Here is a 16,916-nt window from a genome sequence, read left to right on the forward strand (position 1 = left end):
CGGCTTCGATCTTTGTGGTCGACCGATGAGTGGACCTTGGCGGATCGACTGCGACCACCTCCAAAGCCCTGCCGAGAGAACTCGCGCCGCTCGATGCGCGTCGCCCGCGGACGCCCGCAACTATCGGATCGAGCGACCCGCCCCGCGAACGTTTATATATGGTGGCGCGGCCAGACGACCCGTGTTCCGATGACCCACCGTGCGGGGGAACGCGGGTGTGTGGTGCGGTCCCGCGCGGATCGTCGCCGTCGTCAACGGTCGCAAAACGGAGCGATACCGGCACCGAGACGACGGCCACACGCACCGCCTGTTAGCCCTAATCGAACGCCGGTAGCGATCTCTCGGGATCGCGTCCGGACCTACACCAGCGGCGCGACGATCTCTTCCCCCTCCGCGAGCAGCTCGTTGACAGCGTCCTCGGAGTCCGCCTCGGCGTACACCCGTAACACGGGTTCGGTTCCGGACGGCCGGACGAGCAGCCACGAGCCGTTCTCTAAGAGGAGTTTGAACCCGTCGAGCGTCACCACCTTCGCCACCTCGTGACCGACGACCGATTCGGGGATGTGGTCCTCTAACTCGCCGAGGACACCGGCCTTGCGGTCGTCGGGACAGCCGATCGATATCTTGCCCGCCGCGATCCGACCGTGCTCGTCGATCAGCCGGTCGACTCGATCGTCGAACGGCTCGTCGCTCTCGGCGGCCCCGGCTAACAGCGCCATCAGGACGCCGTCCTTCTCGCGGACGTGCCCGCGGATCGAGAAACCGCCCGACTCCTCGCCGCCGAACAGCGCGTCGTGCTCTTTCATCGCCTCGGCGACCCACTTGAAGCCGACGGGAGTCTCGATCACGTCCTCGCCGTGTGCCTCCGCGATGCGGTCGACGAGGAACGTCGTCGACACGGTCCGGACCGCCGGCCCGGAGTCGTCGGCCAGCAGTCGGTCGTAGCAGGCGGCGTAAAACAGATTGGCGTCGAGGACGCCGCGCTCGGGCGTGCAGACGGCGATACGGTCGGAGTCGCCGTCGTTGGCGATCCCCAGGTCCACATCGCCGTTGACGACCACGTCGGCGAGCTCGTCGAGGTGCTCCGCGTTCGGCTCCGGCGGCTCGCCACCGAAGGTGGGGTCGCGATCACAGCGCAGTCGCTGCACCTCCGCACCAGCGGATTCGAGGAGCGCGTCCGTGATTCCCCTGCCGCTCCCGTGCATCGCATCGTACGCGACGGTGAGCCCGTCGAGGTCGTCGTCGACGAGTTCACGGGCCGCCTCGGCGTGCGGAGTCACGAAATCGTGGCGGCTAATCTCGCCGTGCTCGTCCTCGGGGAGGAGATCCGGCTCGGCGAGCCGTTCGACGATGTCCTCGGTGACGTCCGGGAGAGCGGGTGCGCCGTCGCTGGGAATGAACTTCACACCGTTGTACTCCGGCGGGTTGTGGGAGGCAGTCACCATACACGCGCCCGCGAGGTCGTTGTCGACGATCGCGTACGCGACGAGGGGCGTGGGGACGTCGCGTTCGGGAAGGAGGACATCGAAGCCGTTGCCGGCGAGCACCGCTGCGAGGCTCTCTGCGAACCCCTCGCTCGTCTCGCGGGCGTCGTAGCCGACCGCGACCGGCGCGTCGTGGCCGGCAGCTTGGAGGTGGTCCGCGACCGCCTGTCCGACGATCCGGAGTCGGTCGTCGGTGAACGTGTCGAGCGTCGCACGCCAGCCGTCCGTGCCGAAAGAGATTGCGTCCATACGTGCCATGTCAATATCCACGACCATAACGTGGGGTGTCGGCGTCGATATCTGGAACGGGTTCGCGTCGAGGGTCGCGCCCTCGGCGGAGGGTCGTGTTCCCTCACGGGGACCGACTCGCCGGGCTTTTGGCGACACGCCACCGATCGACGGTATGACGAGGATCGTCGCGATATCCGGGAGCCGACGGGCGGGCAGCACGACGAGGTCGGCGCTCAGAGTCGCGCTCACCGCCGCCGAGGAGGCCGGAGCCGACACGGAGCTCATCGACCTCGGTGCGGTCGATCTCCCCTTATATCATCCCGACGAGGACGTACAGGGTGACAGCGAGGAGCTGACTCGGACCGTCCGCGAGGCGGACGGCGTGATCGCCGGCTCGCCGGTGTACCGGGGGTCGTACTCCTCGACGTTCAAGAACTTCCACGACTTCTGCGGCTCCGAGGAGTACGACTACACCGCGGTCGGCCTCCTTGCGACCGCGGGCGGCGGGTCGTACGGCGGAACCCTCGAACACCTCCGATCGACGTTCCGAAACGTCCACGCGTGGGTCGTCCCTCACGAGGTGGGGATCTCCGGCGCGTCACGAGCGATCGACGAGGACGGTCGGTTCCGCGACGACGACCTGCGCGATCGCACCGAGAAACTGGGACGGATCGTCGTCGAGCACGCCGAGCGGCTCCAGGAGTAGCGGCGAACACAGAGAGAAGTGGACAACGCCGACCGCCCGGCGAATGACTACGGTTTTGTGTAGATAGTCCATACACACACCATGTTACGGATCCGGCCGGACGAGCTGGACGAGCGCCTCGGAACCGCCGACGAACCGTTCCTGCTGGACATCCGGCCGGAGTCGGACTATCGGTCGGACGCGATCGACGGGAGCCACAACGTTCCCGTCTACGAGGACCTCGGACGCGGCGACGAGTCGTCGCTCCGCAGCCGACTCGACGAGATCCCGACCGACGAGGAGGTCGTCGTCGTGTGCAAGATGGGGATCGTGGCCAAGCGTGCGACGAAACTCCTCGATGCCGAGGGATACGACGCCGCCACGCTCGCTGGCGGGATGAGCGGATGGAACGGATTCTTAAAAGGGTCGCTCGGGTACAAGCTCCGATCGCTGTGGTGGTCGATCCGGTAGCCGTACGCCCCGAGGACGGCCGTCGAGATCAGCGCTCCCGAACCGCCGATCTCGACGCTGGATCGAGCGCTACTCCCCGCCGAGGAGTTCGACCAACAGCGCGTTCTGCGCGTGCATCCGGTTTTCCGCCTGGTCCCACACGAGCGCGCGGTCCGACTCCATCACGGCGTCGGTGATCTCCTCGCCGCGGTGGGCGGGCAGACAGTGCATCACGTCGGCGTCGGTCCCCGCGAGCAGCTCCTCGTTCACCTGGAAGCCGTCGAACGCGGCCAGTTTCTCCTCGCGGAGGTCCTCTTGTCCCATCGAGATCCAGACGTCGGTGTACACGACGTCGGCGTCCGCGATCGCTGCTTGGGGGTCCGTCGTCGGCTCGACGTCCGCGCCGAACTCCGCCGCGCGCTCGAAGACGTCCGGGTCCATCCCGTAGTCGGCGGGGGTGGCGACCGAGACGTCGATCCCGGCCATCGCCGCGCCGACGACGAACGATTGTCCGACGTTGTTGCCGTCGCCGATCCACGCCACGCGTGCGTTCTCCCCGACCCGCTCACGGATCGTGAGCAGGTCCGCGAGCGTCTGACACGGATGCGCCTCGTCGGTGAGTCCGTTGATCACGGGACAGTCGGCGTACTCGGCGAGCGTCTCGACGTCCTCGTGGTCGAACAGTCTCGCCATCACGCCGTCGACGTAGCGGCCGAGCACGCGTGCGGTGTCTTTTAAGGGCTCGCCGTGGCCGAGCTGGATGTCGTCCGGACCGAGGAACATCGCGTGGCCGCCGAGCCGGGTCATCCCCGTCTCGAAGGAGACGCGAGTGCGCGTCGACGGTTTCTCGAAGATCATCCCGAGCGTGTCGTCGACGAGTCGCGGATCGACCGCGCCCGCCTTCATCGCGGCGGCACGGTCGAGCAGGCGATCCAGCTCCGCGGGCGTGACGTCGTCGATGTCGAGGAAGTCGTCCGTGTCGAGGGTGTCGTCTGTATCGAGTGACATGTGGTTCGTGTGGTGTGTCGTGTTCGGTATCGATCGGCTGGCGTCGTCGGATCCTCTCGTTGTCGGTCGGTTTCGATGTGGTTCGTTCGAGAAGTGGTCGTCGATTCGATGCGTTCCCGACGGCTATCGTCGATCCCGGCATACGTCGCTCAACACGGCGGTTGCGCGGTCGAGCTCCGAGAGCGGGAGCCGTTCGTCAGGTGTGTGGTCGAGCTCGGAGTTGCCGGGGCCGTACGTGACCATCGGGCAGTCCCACGCGGCCGCGAAGAGGTTCATGTCGCTGGTCCCGGTCTTTCGGAGCAGGCGCACGTCGCCGCCCGCGCGGCGGATCGCGACGCGGAACGCACGCGCGAGGTCCGTGCGAGGGCTCTCCATCACGGGCGGCATCGGCTCCCCCCAGTGGACCGACCCGGTCGTCAGCTCCCCCTCCGCGAGCTCGTGGATCTCGTCGACGGGTCGGGAGGGTGGCACCCGCAACTGGACGTCCATCGTCGCCTCCACGGCGAGGCCGTCATCGCTCAGCCCGCCGTCGATCGAGATGGGTTTCGTCGTCACCTGATCGAAGACGGCGGTTTCCGGATCCTCGGGCGTGAACCGTTCCTCGACGCCGTGCCACCAGCCGATCGCGTGTTGGATCGCGTTCGGCTCCGGTCGCGAGGAGTGGCCCGACTCGCTCGTGTTCACGTACGTCCCCTCGAGAAGCCCGCGATATCCGAGCGTCACCCCGTCCCAGCCGGACGGCTCGCCGTTGACGACCGCCTCCGGCGCGTCGCGGTCGGAGACGAGGTGGCGCGCCCCGCCCGAGTCCACCTCCTCGCGGACGACGCCGGCGAACGAGACGCCGGTCTTCACCGCCGCGACCGCCATCGCGACGAGCGGTCCCGTCGCGTCGACCGACCCGCGACCCCACAGGACGGGCTCGCCGGGCTCGCCGACGCGGACGTTCGACGCGCCCGGCGGATCGTCGGCGGGTGCCGGGCGCACCTCGACAGGAATGTTGCCGGGAACCGTGTCGATGTGCGAGGTGAGAAGCACGGAGTCGTCGGCCGGCGCGCGGACGTTGCCGACCTCGTCGATCCACGCCTCGCGACCGTTCGCTTCGAAGAAGTCCTGGAGGCGCTCGGCGGCCGCCGCCTCCTCGCCCGACGGCGACGGGATCGAGACCATATCGTACAGCAGCTTGCGGGCCGGCGTGTCGCAGGCCTCGGGGTAGCCGCCCCCTGCGACGACGTCGGTCCCGGCCGCGGACGACTCGTCGGTGGTCCCGTCGGCGTCGTCGCTTCCGTCCTCGTTCGCGTCGGGACGCTCGGTCCCGTCGACTCCCGCCATCAGCCCAGCACCTCGACGAACGCGTCGACGAACCGGTCGGCGTGCTCCTCGTCGATCGTCAGGGGTGGAAGCAGGCGAACGACGGTCCGACCCGCCGGCAGCGCCAACACCCTCTCCTCGATAGCGAGGTCACGGAGCACGCGGTTCGCGCCCCGTTTCACCTCGATGCCGATCATCAGCCCCTCGCCGCGAACCTCCCGAACGGGGAGATCGTGCTCGTCGGCGGCCGCCGCCAGCTCGCTACGCAGGTAGTCGCCGATCTCGGCGGCGTGAGCCGGCAGGTTCTCCTCGATGACCGTCTCGAGCGTGGCGTTCGCCGCCGCACAGACGACCGGGCCGCCGGAGAACGTCGAGCCGTGGTCGCCCGGATCCTCGGCGATCCAGTCGGCGACGAGCGTCGCCCCCATCGGCAGCCCGTTCGCGATTCCCTTCGCGGTCGTGAGGACGTCGGGCACCACGCCCGCACGCTCGCAGGCCCACAGCGACCCCGTCCGGCCGACGCCGGTCTGGATCTCGTCGAACACCAGGGCCGCGCCCGCCTCCGCGGTGACCTCTCGCGCCGCCGCCAGATACTCGACCGCCGCGGGGTGGATCCCGCCCTCGCCCTGGACGGGTTCGAGGAAGACGGCCGCAGTGTCGTCGTCGACCGCCGCCGCGAGCGCCGCCTCGTCGCCGTACTCGACGAACTCGACGCCGCCAGCTAGCGGCTCGAACGGGGCCTTGTACTGCTTTTTCCACGTAAGTGCGAGCGCGCCCATCGTTCGGCCGTGAAACGCGCGCTTGGTGGCGACGATCTTCTCCGCCCCCGTCGCCGAGCGCGCGAACTTCATCGCGGCCTCGTTGGCCTCCGTGCCGGAGTTACACAGCCAGACGTTGTCGAGCCCGTCGGGCGCGACCGTCGCCAGCGTCTCGTACGTCTCCGTCCGGACGTCGACCGGATATGACGCCTGCACGTAGGTCAGCTCCGCCGCCTGCTCCCGTACCGCCTCGGTCACCGCGGGATGCGAGTGTCCGAGCGGCGTGCAGGCGTAGCTCGCGCCGAAATCGAGATATTCGGTCCCGTTCTCGTCGCGGAGGTACGGCCCCTCGCCCGACTCGATCGTGATCGGCTTCTCGGAGAAGACGAAGCCGCTCATGCGGTCTCCTCCTCCGTGTCGGATGTGGACCCGTCGGCGTCTCCGTTCCCGCCGCCGGACCCGTGGGCGTCGTCCTCCTCGTCGACCTCGTCATCGCTGTCGAGCACGGAGCGCTCGATGGTCGTTCCCGAACCGCCGAGCGCGGCGACGATCGGATCGCGGACGTTCGCGTCGGCGACGACGACGCGGGGCGATCCCCCGTCGAGCGCCTCCGTCGCCGCCATCACCTTCTTGCCCATGAACCCTTCCGCGGCCGCCTCGACCGCGTCCAGCTCCGCGGGGGTCGACGCCGACTCGATCAGCGTGTCGGGATCGTCGGGATCCGCATACACGCCCGCGACGTCCGTTAAGAGCACGAGCTCGGCATCGAGCGCGCCCGCGACCGCCGCGGCCGCACGGTCCGCGTCCGTGTTGACGGGGGTAATGCTGCCGTCGCTCTCCGTTCCTTCCATCGGCGGTGAGACGACGGGCGTGTAGCCGTCGGCGAGCAGGCCGGCGAGGAGGTCGGCGTTCACCGACTCGATCCGTCCGGAGTGTTCGCCGCGTTTGATCTTCTTTTTACCGTCCTCGACGACGCGGATCGCCGACTTGCGGGGCCCCGAGAGGAGCCCGCCGTCGACGCCGCTGAGCCCGACGGCGTCGACGCCGGACCCGCGGAACAGCGCCGTCAGCTCCGTGTTGAGCTTGCCGGCCATCGCCATCGTGAACGCCTCCATCGTCTCCGTGTCGGTGAAGCGTCCGGTGACGCCGGAGGCGGACTCGACGTACTCGGGCTCCATCCCGAGCCGCTCTATGGTCTCGTCGACGACCGTCGAGCCGCCGTGGACGACGACGACCGCCCGACCGTTGGCGACGAGGTGTGCCACGTCGCCGACCGCGCCGGCCGGATCGACCGCCTTCGCGCCACCGATCTTCACGACGACCGGCGGCTCCGCGTCCTCGTCCGACTTCGATCCGCCGACCGTTCCCGCGGCGGCGCTCGCCGCGGCTCCGGTGTCATCGTCACCCGTGGTGTCGAATCCGGTCATGGCGCGCCCACGGGGTGGAGCCCCTCGAACTCGAGTCCGGCCGTCTCGGGCAGTCCGAGTGCGATGTTCGCCGCGTGAACCGCCTGCCCGGCCGAGCCCTTGGTCATGTTGTCGATCGCGGAGAAGGCGACGATCCGCTCGTTGCTCGGGTCGAGCTCGAAGCCGACCTCGCCGTGGTTGGTGCCGGCGACCGCCTTCGGCTCGGGGTAGCGGTAGACGCCGCCCCCGCCGGAGACCAGCCGCATGAACGGCTCGTCCTCGTAGGCACCGCGATACGCGCCCCATAGGTCGCCCTTCGAGACGGGGCCGTCGGGGAACACGTGACACGTCGCGCTCGCGCCGCGGACCATGTCGACCGCGTGGACCGTAAAGGAGACGGAGAGGCCGAGGTACGCCTCGATCTCCGCCTCGTGGCGGTGGCCCGTCGGCGCGTACGGACGGACGACCCCCGAGCGCTCGGGGTGCGAGGAGGCCGCGCCCCCGCCCGCGCCGCCCTCCGAGGAGCCGACCTTCACGTCGACGACGACGTCGCCCGTGTCGGGACCGAGGATCCCCTCGTCGACGAGCGGCTTGAGGCCGAGTATCGTCGCGGTCGCGTTGCAGCCGCCGCCCGCGATCAGGTCCGCTCCCGGGAGGTTCTCGCGGTTGAGCTCCGGGAGCGCGTACTCCGCGCGCTCCAGGTACTCCGGCGAGACGTGGCCGTCGTACCACTCGTCGTACAGCGCCGCGTCGGGGAGCCGGAAGTCCGCCGACAGGTCGACGACCGTGTCCGCGGCCTCGAAGTACTCGTCGACCTGTCCCATCGAGACGCCGTGGGGCGTCGCCGAGAAGAGGACGTCGACGGAGTCGAGGTCGTCCGGATCCGAGAAGCGCAGGTCCAGCCCGCGCAGGTTCGGATGGGCGTGACCCACCGTCTTGTTACTCGCCGACCGGGAGGTCGCCTGCACGACCTCGACGTTCGGATGCCCGGCGAGCAGACGGAGCAGCTCTCCGCCCGTGAAGCCGGTGCCGCCGACGACCGACGCGGTGTAGGTATCCGCGCCGAGCGCGTCGGTCGTCTCGGCGTCGGTCTCGTCGCCGCTCATGCGAGGATCTCCGATTCAGGCTTGCTCCCCGCCGAGTCGCAGTTTCCCGACGCAGCCTCCGCCTTCGCCTCCAGCCAGTCGACGACTGCCGCGGGCACGTCGACGTCGGTCGTGTCGTTTAACGCCTTGAACTCCACGGTGTGGTTCACCTCGTGGACGGTGTAGTTCGGCCCGTCACCGCCGGTCTCCATGAGGTCGATGCCGAGCAGGCCGCCACCCACCGCGTCGGAGGCCGTCTCGACGAGCTCCAACGCCTCGTCGTCCAGCTCGAACGCCGCCGTCTTCCCGCCCTTCGCGGCGTTGGTGAGCCAGTGGTCCGACGTGCGCGTCATCGCGGCGATCGGCTCGCCGTCGACGGCGAGCACCCGGATGTCGCGGCCCGGCTTGTCGACGAACTCCTGGACGTAGAACACCTTGTGCTCGTAGTGACCGAGGGTGGCTTTGTGCTCTAAGATCGCCTCCGCGGCGTTCCGTGAGTCGATCTTCGCCATCAGCCGGCCCCACGACCCCACGACGGGTTTGAGCACGCAGGGATAGCCGAACTCCTCGATGATCTCGAGGGCCGTGTCGGTCGTGAACGCGACCTTCGTGTTCGGCGTCGGAACGCCGGCCTCCGCGAGCCTGAGGGAGTTCTTCGCCTTGTCGGCACAGACGTCGGCCGTGTCCGGCGTGTTGACGACCGGTACGCCGTAGCTGTCGAGGAACTCCGTCGCGTACAGCGAGCGGCTCGTCGCCAGACAGCGGTCGACGACGATGTCCAGATCCGCCACGTCGGCGGTCGTCTCCTCGAGCCCGAACTGCACCTTGCGGACGTCGATCTTCTCGACCTCGTGGCCGCGTTCGCGAAGCTCGCTCAACAGGAGCTTCTCGTCCTTGCGGATCCGGGAGTAGAGGATGCCGATCTTCATCTCACTCCCCCCAGTCCTCTTCGAGCTCCGGGGCTCGATCGAGGACCGGCGGGGACACGTCGATGACCTCCAGCTCCGCGCCACAGGTCGCACAGTCGATGATCTCTCCGGCCTCTAAGTCGTCGTGCAGGGAGACGTCGGCCCCACACTCCACGCATTCGGCTTGGCTCATTGTCGTACCTCCCGATACGATGCTTCCCCCTATAAATCTACCGAACCTATATGGGAAATTACACTAACTGCACACCAAGCTATCCGTGTTTACAGGCTTTTCCGGCCACCGTTCGAGATCGATTGTAAGATATCAGTTATGTGTGTTCCCCCGAAGGGGGTCGCGGCACGTTCGGCGCAGTCGATCGCGAGCGATCCGCCGGACTGCGGGGCGTCGAGTCGGTCGCACACGGTCTCGCCGTCGTCTCAGACATACGACGCCACCTCCTCGTCGAGCGTTTCGGCCGCGGTCGCCAGCGCCTCGCGTGCCGCCACGAGCGCCTCCCGGTCCTCGGACAGGTCACGGTCGGCGGCGGACAGGTCCGCACGAACCGTCTCGGGTGCGGGTCCGCCCGCGGAGTCGCGGCTCGCGACGCTCGCCGTCGGGTCGAGCGTGCGTTCCACGTCCGCACGGCTCACGTACTCGAAGAGGGACTCGCCGGTTACGTCACGTGCGGCCTCGTCAACTCTTGCGGCCGCGAGTTCGGGCGTGTCGCCGTCCTCGATCGACTCGGCGGCGTCCGCGACGATCTCGTGGGCCGTCCGGAACGGGAGTCCCGACATCGCCAACAGGTCCGCGACGCCCGTCGCCGTCGAGAACCCGTCGCCCGCCGCGTCGGCGAGGGCGTCCACGTTCCAGTCGGCGGTCGCGACCGCGCCCGCGGCGATCCCCGTCGCCTCTCGGACGTCGTCCGCGATCTCGAACACGCCCGCGTGTGCGCGCTGGAGGTCGCGGTTGTACGCCCGGGGGAGCCCTTTCAACAGGCTCAGCGTCCCGGTCGCCTCGCCGATCGCGTCGCCCGCGACCCCGCGGGTCAACTCCAGCGTGTCTGGGTTCTTCTTCTGGGGCATGATCGACGACGTCGACGAGTAGTCGTCCGACAGGTCGACGTACCCCTTGTTCGCGAACAGTATCAGGTCCTCGGCGAGCCCGGACAGCGTGGTCGCGAGCGTCGCGCAGGCGTTCGCGACCTCCGCGAGGAAGTCTCGCGAGGAGGCGGCGTCCATCGAGTTGCGAACGACTCCGTCGAAGCCGAGCAGCGCCGCGGTACGGTCGCGGTCGACGTCGAACGGCGTCCCCGCGAACGCCGCCGCGCCCAGCGGTGAGCGGTTCACGCGCTCGTAGGCGTCGAGCAGTCGAGCCGTGTCGCGCGCGACCGCCCCCTCGTACGACAGCAGGTAGTGGGCGACCGTCGTCGGCTGGGCCGGCTGGAGATGGGTGTAGCCGGGCATCACCGTCTCCGCGTGCTCGCCCGCCACGTCGACGAGCGCCTCGCGGAGGGACAGTGTCGATGCCACGACCGCCAGCACGTCCTCCCGCAGGCGGTACCGGATACACGTCGCCACCTCGTCGTTGCGCGAGCGCGCCGTGTGCATCCGTCCGCCGTCCGGGCCGACGCGGTCGATGACGGCGGTTTCGATCGCCTCGTGGACGTCCTCGCCGTCGGGAAGCGCGCCGTGGCCGGCGGCCTCGACGTCGTCGAGCGCCGCGAGGACCTCGCCCGCGACCGCGTCGTCGACGATCCCTTGCTCCGCGAGCATCACGGTGTGTGCGCGGTCGACCGCGAGATCGGCCTCGAAGATCGCCTCGTCGGCGGCGAGGCTCGACAGGAACTCGCGGGCGGGGCCGCCGCTGAAGCGGTCGCGGCGGACGGCGGTTTCCGCGTCCGTCGCCCCTTCGGCGTTCGCTGCCGTGTCGGCGTCCGCCGCCGCCTCGGCGTTCCTCTCCGTGTCGGGGTCGTCGTCGGTCATCCGTTCACTCGTCGGTGCCGATCCCGTCGCCGGAGGTCTCGCCGCTCCCGTCAGTGGCGAGCTCGGGCCTTTCGACGCCCGCCTTCACGTCGTTGGCGAGGCGCTCCTGGAGCCCGTGGTACTTCGCGACGCCCGTCGCGTCCTCCTGGGCGATGCCGTCGACGTCCTCGGTGTTGAACGAAGCCATCTCCTCGGAGTAGACGGCGTACTCGGAGTCACGGGCGACGACGCGACAGTTGCCGCCGGACACCTTCACCGTCGCCGACCCCGTCACGACGTCCTGGGTCTCGTCGATGAACGCGTCGAGGGCGTCGACGACGGGCGCGAACACGAGCCCTTGGTACGCCTTCTCTGACCACTCCTGCTCGATCCCCTTCTTAAAGGAGCGCTCGTTTTTCGTCAGGACCAGGTCCTCCAACGCGCCGTGAGCGGTCAACAGGACGGTTGCAGCCGGGTGCTCGTAGTTCTCGCGCACCTTCAGTCCGAGCATGCGGTCCTCCATCACGTCGGTGCGCCCGACGCCGTAGCCGCCGGCGTACTCGTTGAGGTGCTGGATCAGCGGGACCGGGTCCATCTCCTCGCCGTCGACGGCGACCGGAACCCCCGCCTCGAACTCGATCTCGATGGTCGTCTCGCCCTCGGGGTGAGCGGTCCACTCGTAGATGTCCTCGGGCGGCTCGTAGTTCGGCTCCTCGAGCTCGCCGCCCTCGACCGCGCGCGACCAGATGTTCTCGTCGATCGACCAGACGCCGCCGTCGCCGGCCTCGACGGGCAGGTCCTTCTCGGCGGCGTACTCGATCTCCCACTCGCGGGTGAGTCCGAGCTCGCGGACCGGCGCGATGACCGCCAGATCGGAGCCGCGCCAGATCGTCTCGAACCGGAGCTGGTCGTTGCCCTTCCCCGTACAGCCGTGTGCGATCGCGTCACAGTCCTCCGCCTCGGCGACCTCGAGGATCGCCTCCGCGATGACGGGCCGGGCGAGGGCGGTGCCGAGCGGATAGCCCTGATACGTCGCGTTCGCCTTCACCGCGTCGAAACACAGGTCGGCGAACTCCTCTTTCGCGTCGACCACGTGGAGGTCGAGCCCGAGCGCCTCCGCGGTCTCCTCGGCCTCGTCGAACTCCTCGGTCGGCTGTCCGACGTCGACGTTGACGCCGATGACCTCGTCGTAGCCGTACTCCTCTTTCAAAAGCGGTACGCAGACGGTCGTGTCGAGTCCCCCACTGAACGCGAGTGCTGCCTTCGTCATTATCGGAGAAGAACGGCCTCATCCCCTTAAATTCAGCGGTTTAGATTTTGTAAGAAATGCTCGGAGACGACACTGCGCGACCCCGAGAACGGCGGAGTCGGGACTCTTCGGAACGAAACGGCGCGAACGCGACGAGGGAAGTGAAGTTATCGGCCACGGGGGGCCGGTCGTCGCGCCGCGCCGGAGACCGGTCGCGGTCGGACGACTCGTCGCGGTCGCGAGACTCGTCGGTCTCGGAGAAGGGCGAAGACGCGACGAGCCAGCGCACTCATTAGCAATGCGTAGTCAGTCCCCGGTACAAAAAGCTTCCGTGACGGCGGGACGACGGGTCGCTCAAAGCCAGAGCAGCTGTGCGTGCCGCGTCTCCTCGAACTCCAACACCGTCTCCTCGTCGACGAGTCCGGCGTCGACGGCGACGCCGACCGCCTCCGTGCCGACGACGTTGGCGACCTGCGCGCGCCCCAGCGCGGCGACGACCTCCTCGGCGGTCGCCTCGACGGCGTCCGGGCCGCCGTAAAAGGACTCGGTGACCGTAATCGTCGCCGTCCCGTTGTCGTACGTCTCGCCGAGGCAGTCCGTATCGCAGACGGAGACGAGCAGCCCCTCCTTCGTCTCGCGCTCGCGAAGCAGCATTCAGAACCCCTCGGGACCCTCGCCCTGCAGTTCGCGTTCCGGTTCGCGGTCGCCGCCCGCGTCGCGACCGCCCTGCCCACCCGCGCCACGCTGCCCGCCCGCGCCGCGACCGCCCTGTCCGGCCATCGGTCCGCCGCCGCTCTGCTCTTCAACGAGCTGCTCTTCGACGTCGCGCCGGAGCTCTTCGGCCTGCTCGGCGACCTCCTCTGCCTGCTCGTGGTCGCCCGCCTCCTCCAACGCGCGCGCTTTCTCCGCTAGCACGTCGGCGTCACGGTGGCCGAGACGGATCGCGTTGTCGAAACACTGTACGGCGTCCTCGGCGAGTCCGCGCTCGATCAGGAAGAAGCCCCGGTTGTACCACGCCTGCGCGAACCGGGGATCGATCTCGACGGCGCGCTCGGCGTGTTCGAGCGCCTGCTCGTGGCGACCGAACTCCCAGAGCGCGTACGCGAGGTTGGTCTCGGCGGTCGCGGCGTGCTCGGAGTCGTCGTCGATCCGCAGCGCCTCCTCGTAGGCACCGATGGCGCGGTCGAACTCCCCTAACTCCGCGTGGGCGACCCCCTTGTTCACCCACGCCTCCTGTTCGTCGAGGGAGTCGTCCTCGGCGAAACTGGCGGCGCGTTCGAACGTCTCGGTCGCCTCCTCGAACCGGTTGATCGACATGTACGACAGGCCAACGTCGAGCAGTTGATCGACGTCGACGTCGTCGCTCCCGACGTTCCGACTGTCCAGTTCGTCGGTCAACACGCGCGAGTCGACGGGATCGACCTTCGTCGGGTCGACTTTCAGCTCCGGCGGATCGAGCGTGAACTCGTCGTAGTCGGCGTCGACGCCCTGGCCGGCGGAGAACTCGTGGTCGTCGACGTCCCGCTCGTCAGTCATACCGACGGATTGGCGACCACGATGGGTAAGGGTTACGTCGTCGCGAGGCCCGGGAGACGCGTCCCCACACGACTTATCTCCCGGACGGCCGCACGGTGTGTATGGAGCCGTTGCTGCTGTCCTCGCTGTTCGCCCTGGTCGTCGCGTACGGCGTCGTCTGTGCGTCCGCACCCGAACTCTCCTTCCGCCTCGACGGCCCCCTGAACCGGATGGACGGGGACCCGGGAGCGATAGCCGTCCGAAACCGCCGGTACGCCGGCTGGATCTCGGTGGCTGCCGGCGTGTTCGGGGCGGCGTACCTCGTCGGACTCGTCGCCGTCGTGGGCTGTGTCGTCGCCGCCGGTGTCGCGAGCGCATGGCTCACGATACGCGGCTGAGTCGTGTCCCGCGAGGACCGGTAACGACCGGTACGACCGGTAACGACCGGTAACGACCGGTACGACCGGTAACGACCCATATCCGACGACCGATCGGCGGCCGACTGTTAAGTGAACGTGGACCCTATCGACCGTCGATGCGCGCGTTCTTCTCCGTGGACCTTCCCGACGACCTCGCGGGGCCGCTCGCCGACGCGCAGGCCACGCTCGAGGGGGCCGACGGGCTGAACTTCGTCGACCCGCAGCAGGCACACGTCACGCTGAAGTTCCTCGGCGACGTGCCGGCCAGCGCACCCGACGCAACCGACCTCGACGACGTGCTCGCAGCCGGCGAGCGGGCGGTCGCGCGCGCCGCCGTCGATCCGTTCGCGTGCCGCGTCGCCGGACTCGGGGTGTTTCCCTCGCTGGGATACGTCTCGGTCGTCTGGGTCGGGGTAGACGAGGGCGGCGAGGCGCTGACTCGACTCCACGAGGCGCTGGAGGCGGAGACGACCGCGATCGGGTTCGACCCGGAGACCCACGAGTTCACGCCGCACGTCACGCTCGCCCGGATGACCGACGCACGCGGGAAGGAACTGGTTCAAACGGCGGTCCGCGAACGCGACCCGGTCCTCGGACAGTTCGAGGTCGACGAGTTCCGACTGACGGCGTCGACGGTGACCCCGGACGGTCCGGTGTACGAGACGGTCGAGACGTTCCCGCTGTGAACAGCACACGGGCTCCGCACCGTCTCACCGCCCGGCTCACTCACCTCCGACTCACCTCCGACTCACTCACTCCCGGCTTACTTACCCCCGACTCACTCCCCGTCGACGAGCCGTCGGAGCTGCTCCGGCGGCACCGCGCCGCGGGCGGCGTGACCGTCGTACGCGAACGTCGGAACGCCGGTGACGCCCTGTTGCCGGGCCGCGTCGAACAGCTCATCGATCCGCTCCCGGAGGTCGTCGTCCGCGAGTGCGGCCTCGACGACTCCCTCGTCTATCCCCTCCACGTCGTCCGCGAGATCGATCAACACGTCCGCGTCGCCGATGTCGCGACCGTCCACCCACAACGCGTCGAACACGGCGTCGTCGAAGGTGGGCCACGCGTCGGGATACTCCTCTTTCACGCGCAGTGAGACGAGCTGTGCGGGTAGCGAGTCGACCTCGACCGCGATCTCCTGGGCCATCTCGACGTCGTACCGCTCCTGTAGCCGTCGGACGTTCTCGCGGGCCTGTGCGTAGTAGTCGTCGTCCTTCCCGTCGTCGACGTCGTGGTCTATCTCCCCGTCCGGGCCGCGTTTGCCCGCGCGGAGGTCGAACGGGTGCCAGTCGACCGCGAGCGGTTCGTCGCGGGCGGCCCGGTACAGCGATAGCGACTCGCGCCCGAGGTAACAGAACGGGCAGACGTAGTCGGAGTAGACGGTGATCGCGTCGGCTGCTGGCTCGGTCATATCGTCGGGAGGGCGTCCACGCCCAAAGCCCGTTCGACGGCGGCGATCGCCACCCCTTATAACAACCGGGGAATATCTCTCGGATATGGCGACCCCCTACGATCCCGTCTCCCCGCCGGTCGCGCTGACGATCGCCGGCAGCGACAGCGGCGGCGGGGCGGGGATCCAGGCGGACCTGAAGACGATGACCGTCCACGGCGTGTTCGGGACGTCGGTCGTGACGGCGACGACCGCCCAGAACACCCGCGGCGTTCACGACGTTCATCCCGTCCCGGCCGGCCACGTGGCGAGCCAGTACGACGCCGTCGTCGACGACTTCCCGGTCGGTGCGGTCAAGACGGGCATGCTCGCGACCGCCGACGTCGTCGAGACGGTCGCCGAGCGGCTCGCCGGGTTCCCGAACCCGGTCGTCGTCGATCCGGTGATGGTGGCCGCGACCGGCGACCGACTCCTCCCGCCCGAGGCGGAGGTCGCCTACGACGACCTGATCGCCGAGGCGACGCTCGTCACGCCGAACGTCGACGAGGCCGAGGTGCTGGTCGGCGATCCGATCACGACCGCGGACGACGCCGAGGCCGCCGGCCGAGCACTCGTCGCTCGCGGGGCGTCGGCCGCACTGATAAAGGGCGGTCACCTCGCCGCCGACGGCGACACCGTGGTCGACACGCTCGTCGTCGACACGGACACGCTCGTCGTCGATACCGTGGTCGACACGCTCGCCGTCGACAGCGACACGGGGGAGGAGCACGGCGGGACGACCGAGACGATCCGCATCGAGAACCCGCGCGTCGACACGGACGCGACGCACGGGTCAGGCTGCACGCTGTCGAGCGCGATCGCCGCACGGCTGGCCAGGGGCGAACCGCTCCGGGACGCGGTTACCGCCGCGGTCAACGGCATGGGTGCGACGATCGCGCGCGGCTACGACGTGGGGAGCGGTCCGGGGGCCGTGAACCCGACGGCGTTGGACGACGACTCGGGGGCGCTCACGGGGACGGCTCGGTCCGACCGGAAACGCTGATACCGCTGCGGCCGCG

The 16,916-nt window shown here is 68.9% G+C and carries 18 protein-coding genes; 5 read left to right on the top strand and 13 right to left on the bottom strand.

Features of this window, described 5'->3' with window-relative positions:
- Positions 1-359: 359 nt before the first annotated feature.
- Positions 360-1,733, bottom strand: coding sequence for a phosphoglucomutase/phosphomannomutase family protein (locus ACNSN7_RS08390; protein ID WP_418281829.1), 1,374 nt, complete (start codon positions 1,731-1,733; stop codon positions 360-362).
- A gap of 154 nt (positions 1,734-1,887) precedes the next feature.
- Between ACNSN7_RS08390 and ACNSN7_RS08395 the strand changes: the two genes are divergently transcribed.
- The gene (locus ACNSN7_RS08395) at positions 1,888-2,421 is read left to right on the top strand and encodes an NADPH-dependent FMN reductase (RefSeq protein ID WP_418281830.1); all 534 of its coding nucleotides are present in this window, start codon (positions 1,888-1,890) and stop codon (positions 2,419-2,421) included.
- An 81-nt stretch (positions 2,422-2,502) separates the two neighbouring features.
- Entirely contained in the window at positions 2,503-2,871 is a 369-nt protein-coding gene (locus ACNSN7_RS08400; protein ID WP_418281831.1) for a rhodanese-like domain-containing protein, read from the top strand.
- A 69-nt stretch (positions 2,872-2,940) separates the two neighbouring features.
- Here the strand turns inward: ACNSN7_RS08400 and argF are convergent, their stop codons facing one another.
- The 11 genes from argF to ACNSN7_RS08455 all read right to left on the bottom strand — a co-directional run bounded on the left by argF (position 2,941) and on the right by ACNSN7_RS08455 (position 14,070).
- Positions 2,941-3,858: an ornithine carbamoyltransferase gene (gene argF, locus ACNSN7_RS08405; RefSeq protein ID WP_418281832.1), complete on the bottom strand. Its 918-nt coding sequence runs from the start codon at positions 3,856-3,858 to the stop codon at positions 2,941-2,943.
- Positions 3,859-3,981: 123 nt separating this feature from the next.
- Positions 3,982-5,187, bottom strand: a complete 1,206-nt coding sequence (locus ACNSN7_RS08410) for a [LysW]-lysine hydrolase (RefSeq protein WP_418281833.1) — start codon at positions 5,185-5,187, stop codon at positions 3,982-3,984.
- Positions 5,187-6,323 carry an aspartate aminotransferase family protein gene (locus ACNSN7_RS08415; RefSeq protein ID WP_418281834.1) on the bottom strand — a complete coding sequence of 379 codons (1,137 nt, stop codon included), beginning with the start codon at positions 6,321-6,323 and terminating at the stop codon, positions 5,187-5,189. Before ACNSN7_RS08415 ends, ACNSN7_RS08410 begins: the two co-directional genes overlap by 1 nt.
- Positions 6,320-7,351, bottom strand: a complete 1,032-nt coding sequence (locus ACNSN7_RS08420; RefSeq protein WP_418281835.1) for an acetylglutamate/acetylaminoadipate kinase — start codon at positions 7,349-7,351, stop codon at positions 6,320-6,322. The genes ACNSN7_RS08415 and ACNSN7_RS08420 overlap by 4 nt, the downstream gene beginning before the upstream one ends.
- A complete protein-coding gene (argC, locus tag ACNSN7_RS08425) occupies positions 7,348-8,436 on the bottom strand; it encodes an N-acetyl-gamma-glutamyl-phosphate reductase (protein WP_418281836.1) in 1,089 nt (362 codons plus the stop codon). Before argC ends, ACNSN7_RS08420 begins: the two co-directional genes overlap by 4 nt.
- Positions 8,433-9,344 (bottom strand): lysine biosynthesis protein LysX, encoded by a 912-nt coding sequence (gene lysX / locus ACNSN7_RS08430; RefSeq protein WP_418281837.1) that lies wholly within the window; start codon positions 9,342-9,344, stop codon positions 8,433-8,435. The genes argC and lysX overlap by 4 nt, the downstream gene beginning before the upstream one ends.
- Position 9,345: 1 nt before the next feature.
- Positions 9,346-9,516, bottom strand: a complete 171-nt coding sequence (lysW, locus tag ACNSN7_RS08435) for a lysine biosynthesis protein LysW (protein ID WP_159483198.1) — start codon at positions 9,514-9,516, stop codon at positions 9,346-9,348.
- A 245-nt stretch (positions 9,517-9,761) separates the two neighbouring features.
- A complete protein-coding gene (argH, locus tag ACNSN7_RS08440; protein ID WP_418281838.1) occupies positions 9,762-11,306 on the bottom strand; it encodes an argininosuccinate lyase in 1,545 nt (514 codons plus the stop codon).
- A gap of 4 nt (positions 11,307-11,310) precedes the next feature.
- On the bottom strand, positions 11,311-12,555 hold the full coding sequence (locus ACNSN7_RS08445) for an argininosuccinate synthase (RefSeq protein ID WP_418281839.1): 1,245 nt from the start codon (positions 12,553-12,555) through the stop codon (positions 11,311-11,313).
- A 333-nt stretch (positions 12,556-12,888) separates the two neighbouring features.
- The gene (locus ACNSN7_RS08450; protein ID WP_418281840.1) at positions 12,889-13,188 is read right to left on the bottom strand and encodes a DUF424 domain-containing protein; all 300 of its coding nucleotides are present in this window, start codon (positions 13,186-13,188) and stop codon (positions 12,889-12,891) included.
- Positions 13,189-14,070: a tetratricopeptide repeat protein gene (locus ACNSN7_RS08455; protein ID WP_418281841.1), complete on the bottom strand. Its 882-nt coding sequence runs from the start codon at positions 14,068-14,070 to the stop codon at positions 13,189-13,191.
- A 101-nt stretch (positions 14,071-14,171) separates the two neighbouring features.
- Between ACNSN7_RS08455 and ACNSN7_RS08460 the strand changes: the two genes are divergently transcribed.
- Both ACNSN7_RS08460 and thpR read left to right on the top strand, forming a co-directional pair.
- A complete protein-coding gene (locus ACNSN7_RS08460) occupies positions 14,172-14,447 on the top strand; it encodes a hypothetical protein (protein ID WP_418281842.1) in 276 nt (91 codons plus the stop codon).
- 137 nt (positions 14,448-14,584) lie between these two features.
- The gene (thpR, locus tag ACNSN7_RS08465) at positions 14,585-15,154 is read left to right on the top strand and encodes an RNA 2',3'-cyclic phosphodiesterase (protein ID WP_418281843.1); all 570 of its coding nucleotides are present in this window, start codon (positions 14,585-14,587) and stop codon (positions 15,152-15,154) included.
- Positions 15,155-15,246: 92 nt separating this feature from the next.
- Here thpR and ACNSN7_RS08470 read toward each other — a convergent pair whose 3' ends face one another.
- A complete protein-coding gene (locus ACNSN7_RS08470) occupies positions 15,247-15,879 on the bottom strand; it encodes a DsbA family oxidoreductase (RefSeq protein WP_418281844.1) in 633 nt (210 codons plus the stop codon).
- An 85-nt stretch (positions 15,880-15,964) separates the two neighbouring features.
- On the opposite strand from ACNSN7_RS08470, the gene thiD reads away from it, so the two are divergent.
- Positions 15,965-16,900, top strand: a complete 936-nt coding sequence (gene thiD / locus ACNSN7_RS08475; RefSeq protein WP_418281845.1) for a bifunctional hydroxymethylpyrimidine kinase/phosphomethylpyrimidine kinase — start codon at positions 15,965-15,967, stop codon at positions 16,898-16,900.
- Positions 16,901-16,916 lie beyond the last annotated feature (16 nt).

Origin of the sequence: Halorubrum rarum, assembly GCF_048380895.1 — an archaeon.
In the GTDB taxonomy this organism is placed as follows: Archaea; Halobacteriota; Halobacteria; order Halobacteriales; family Haloferacaceae; genus Halorubrum.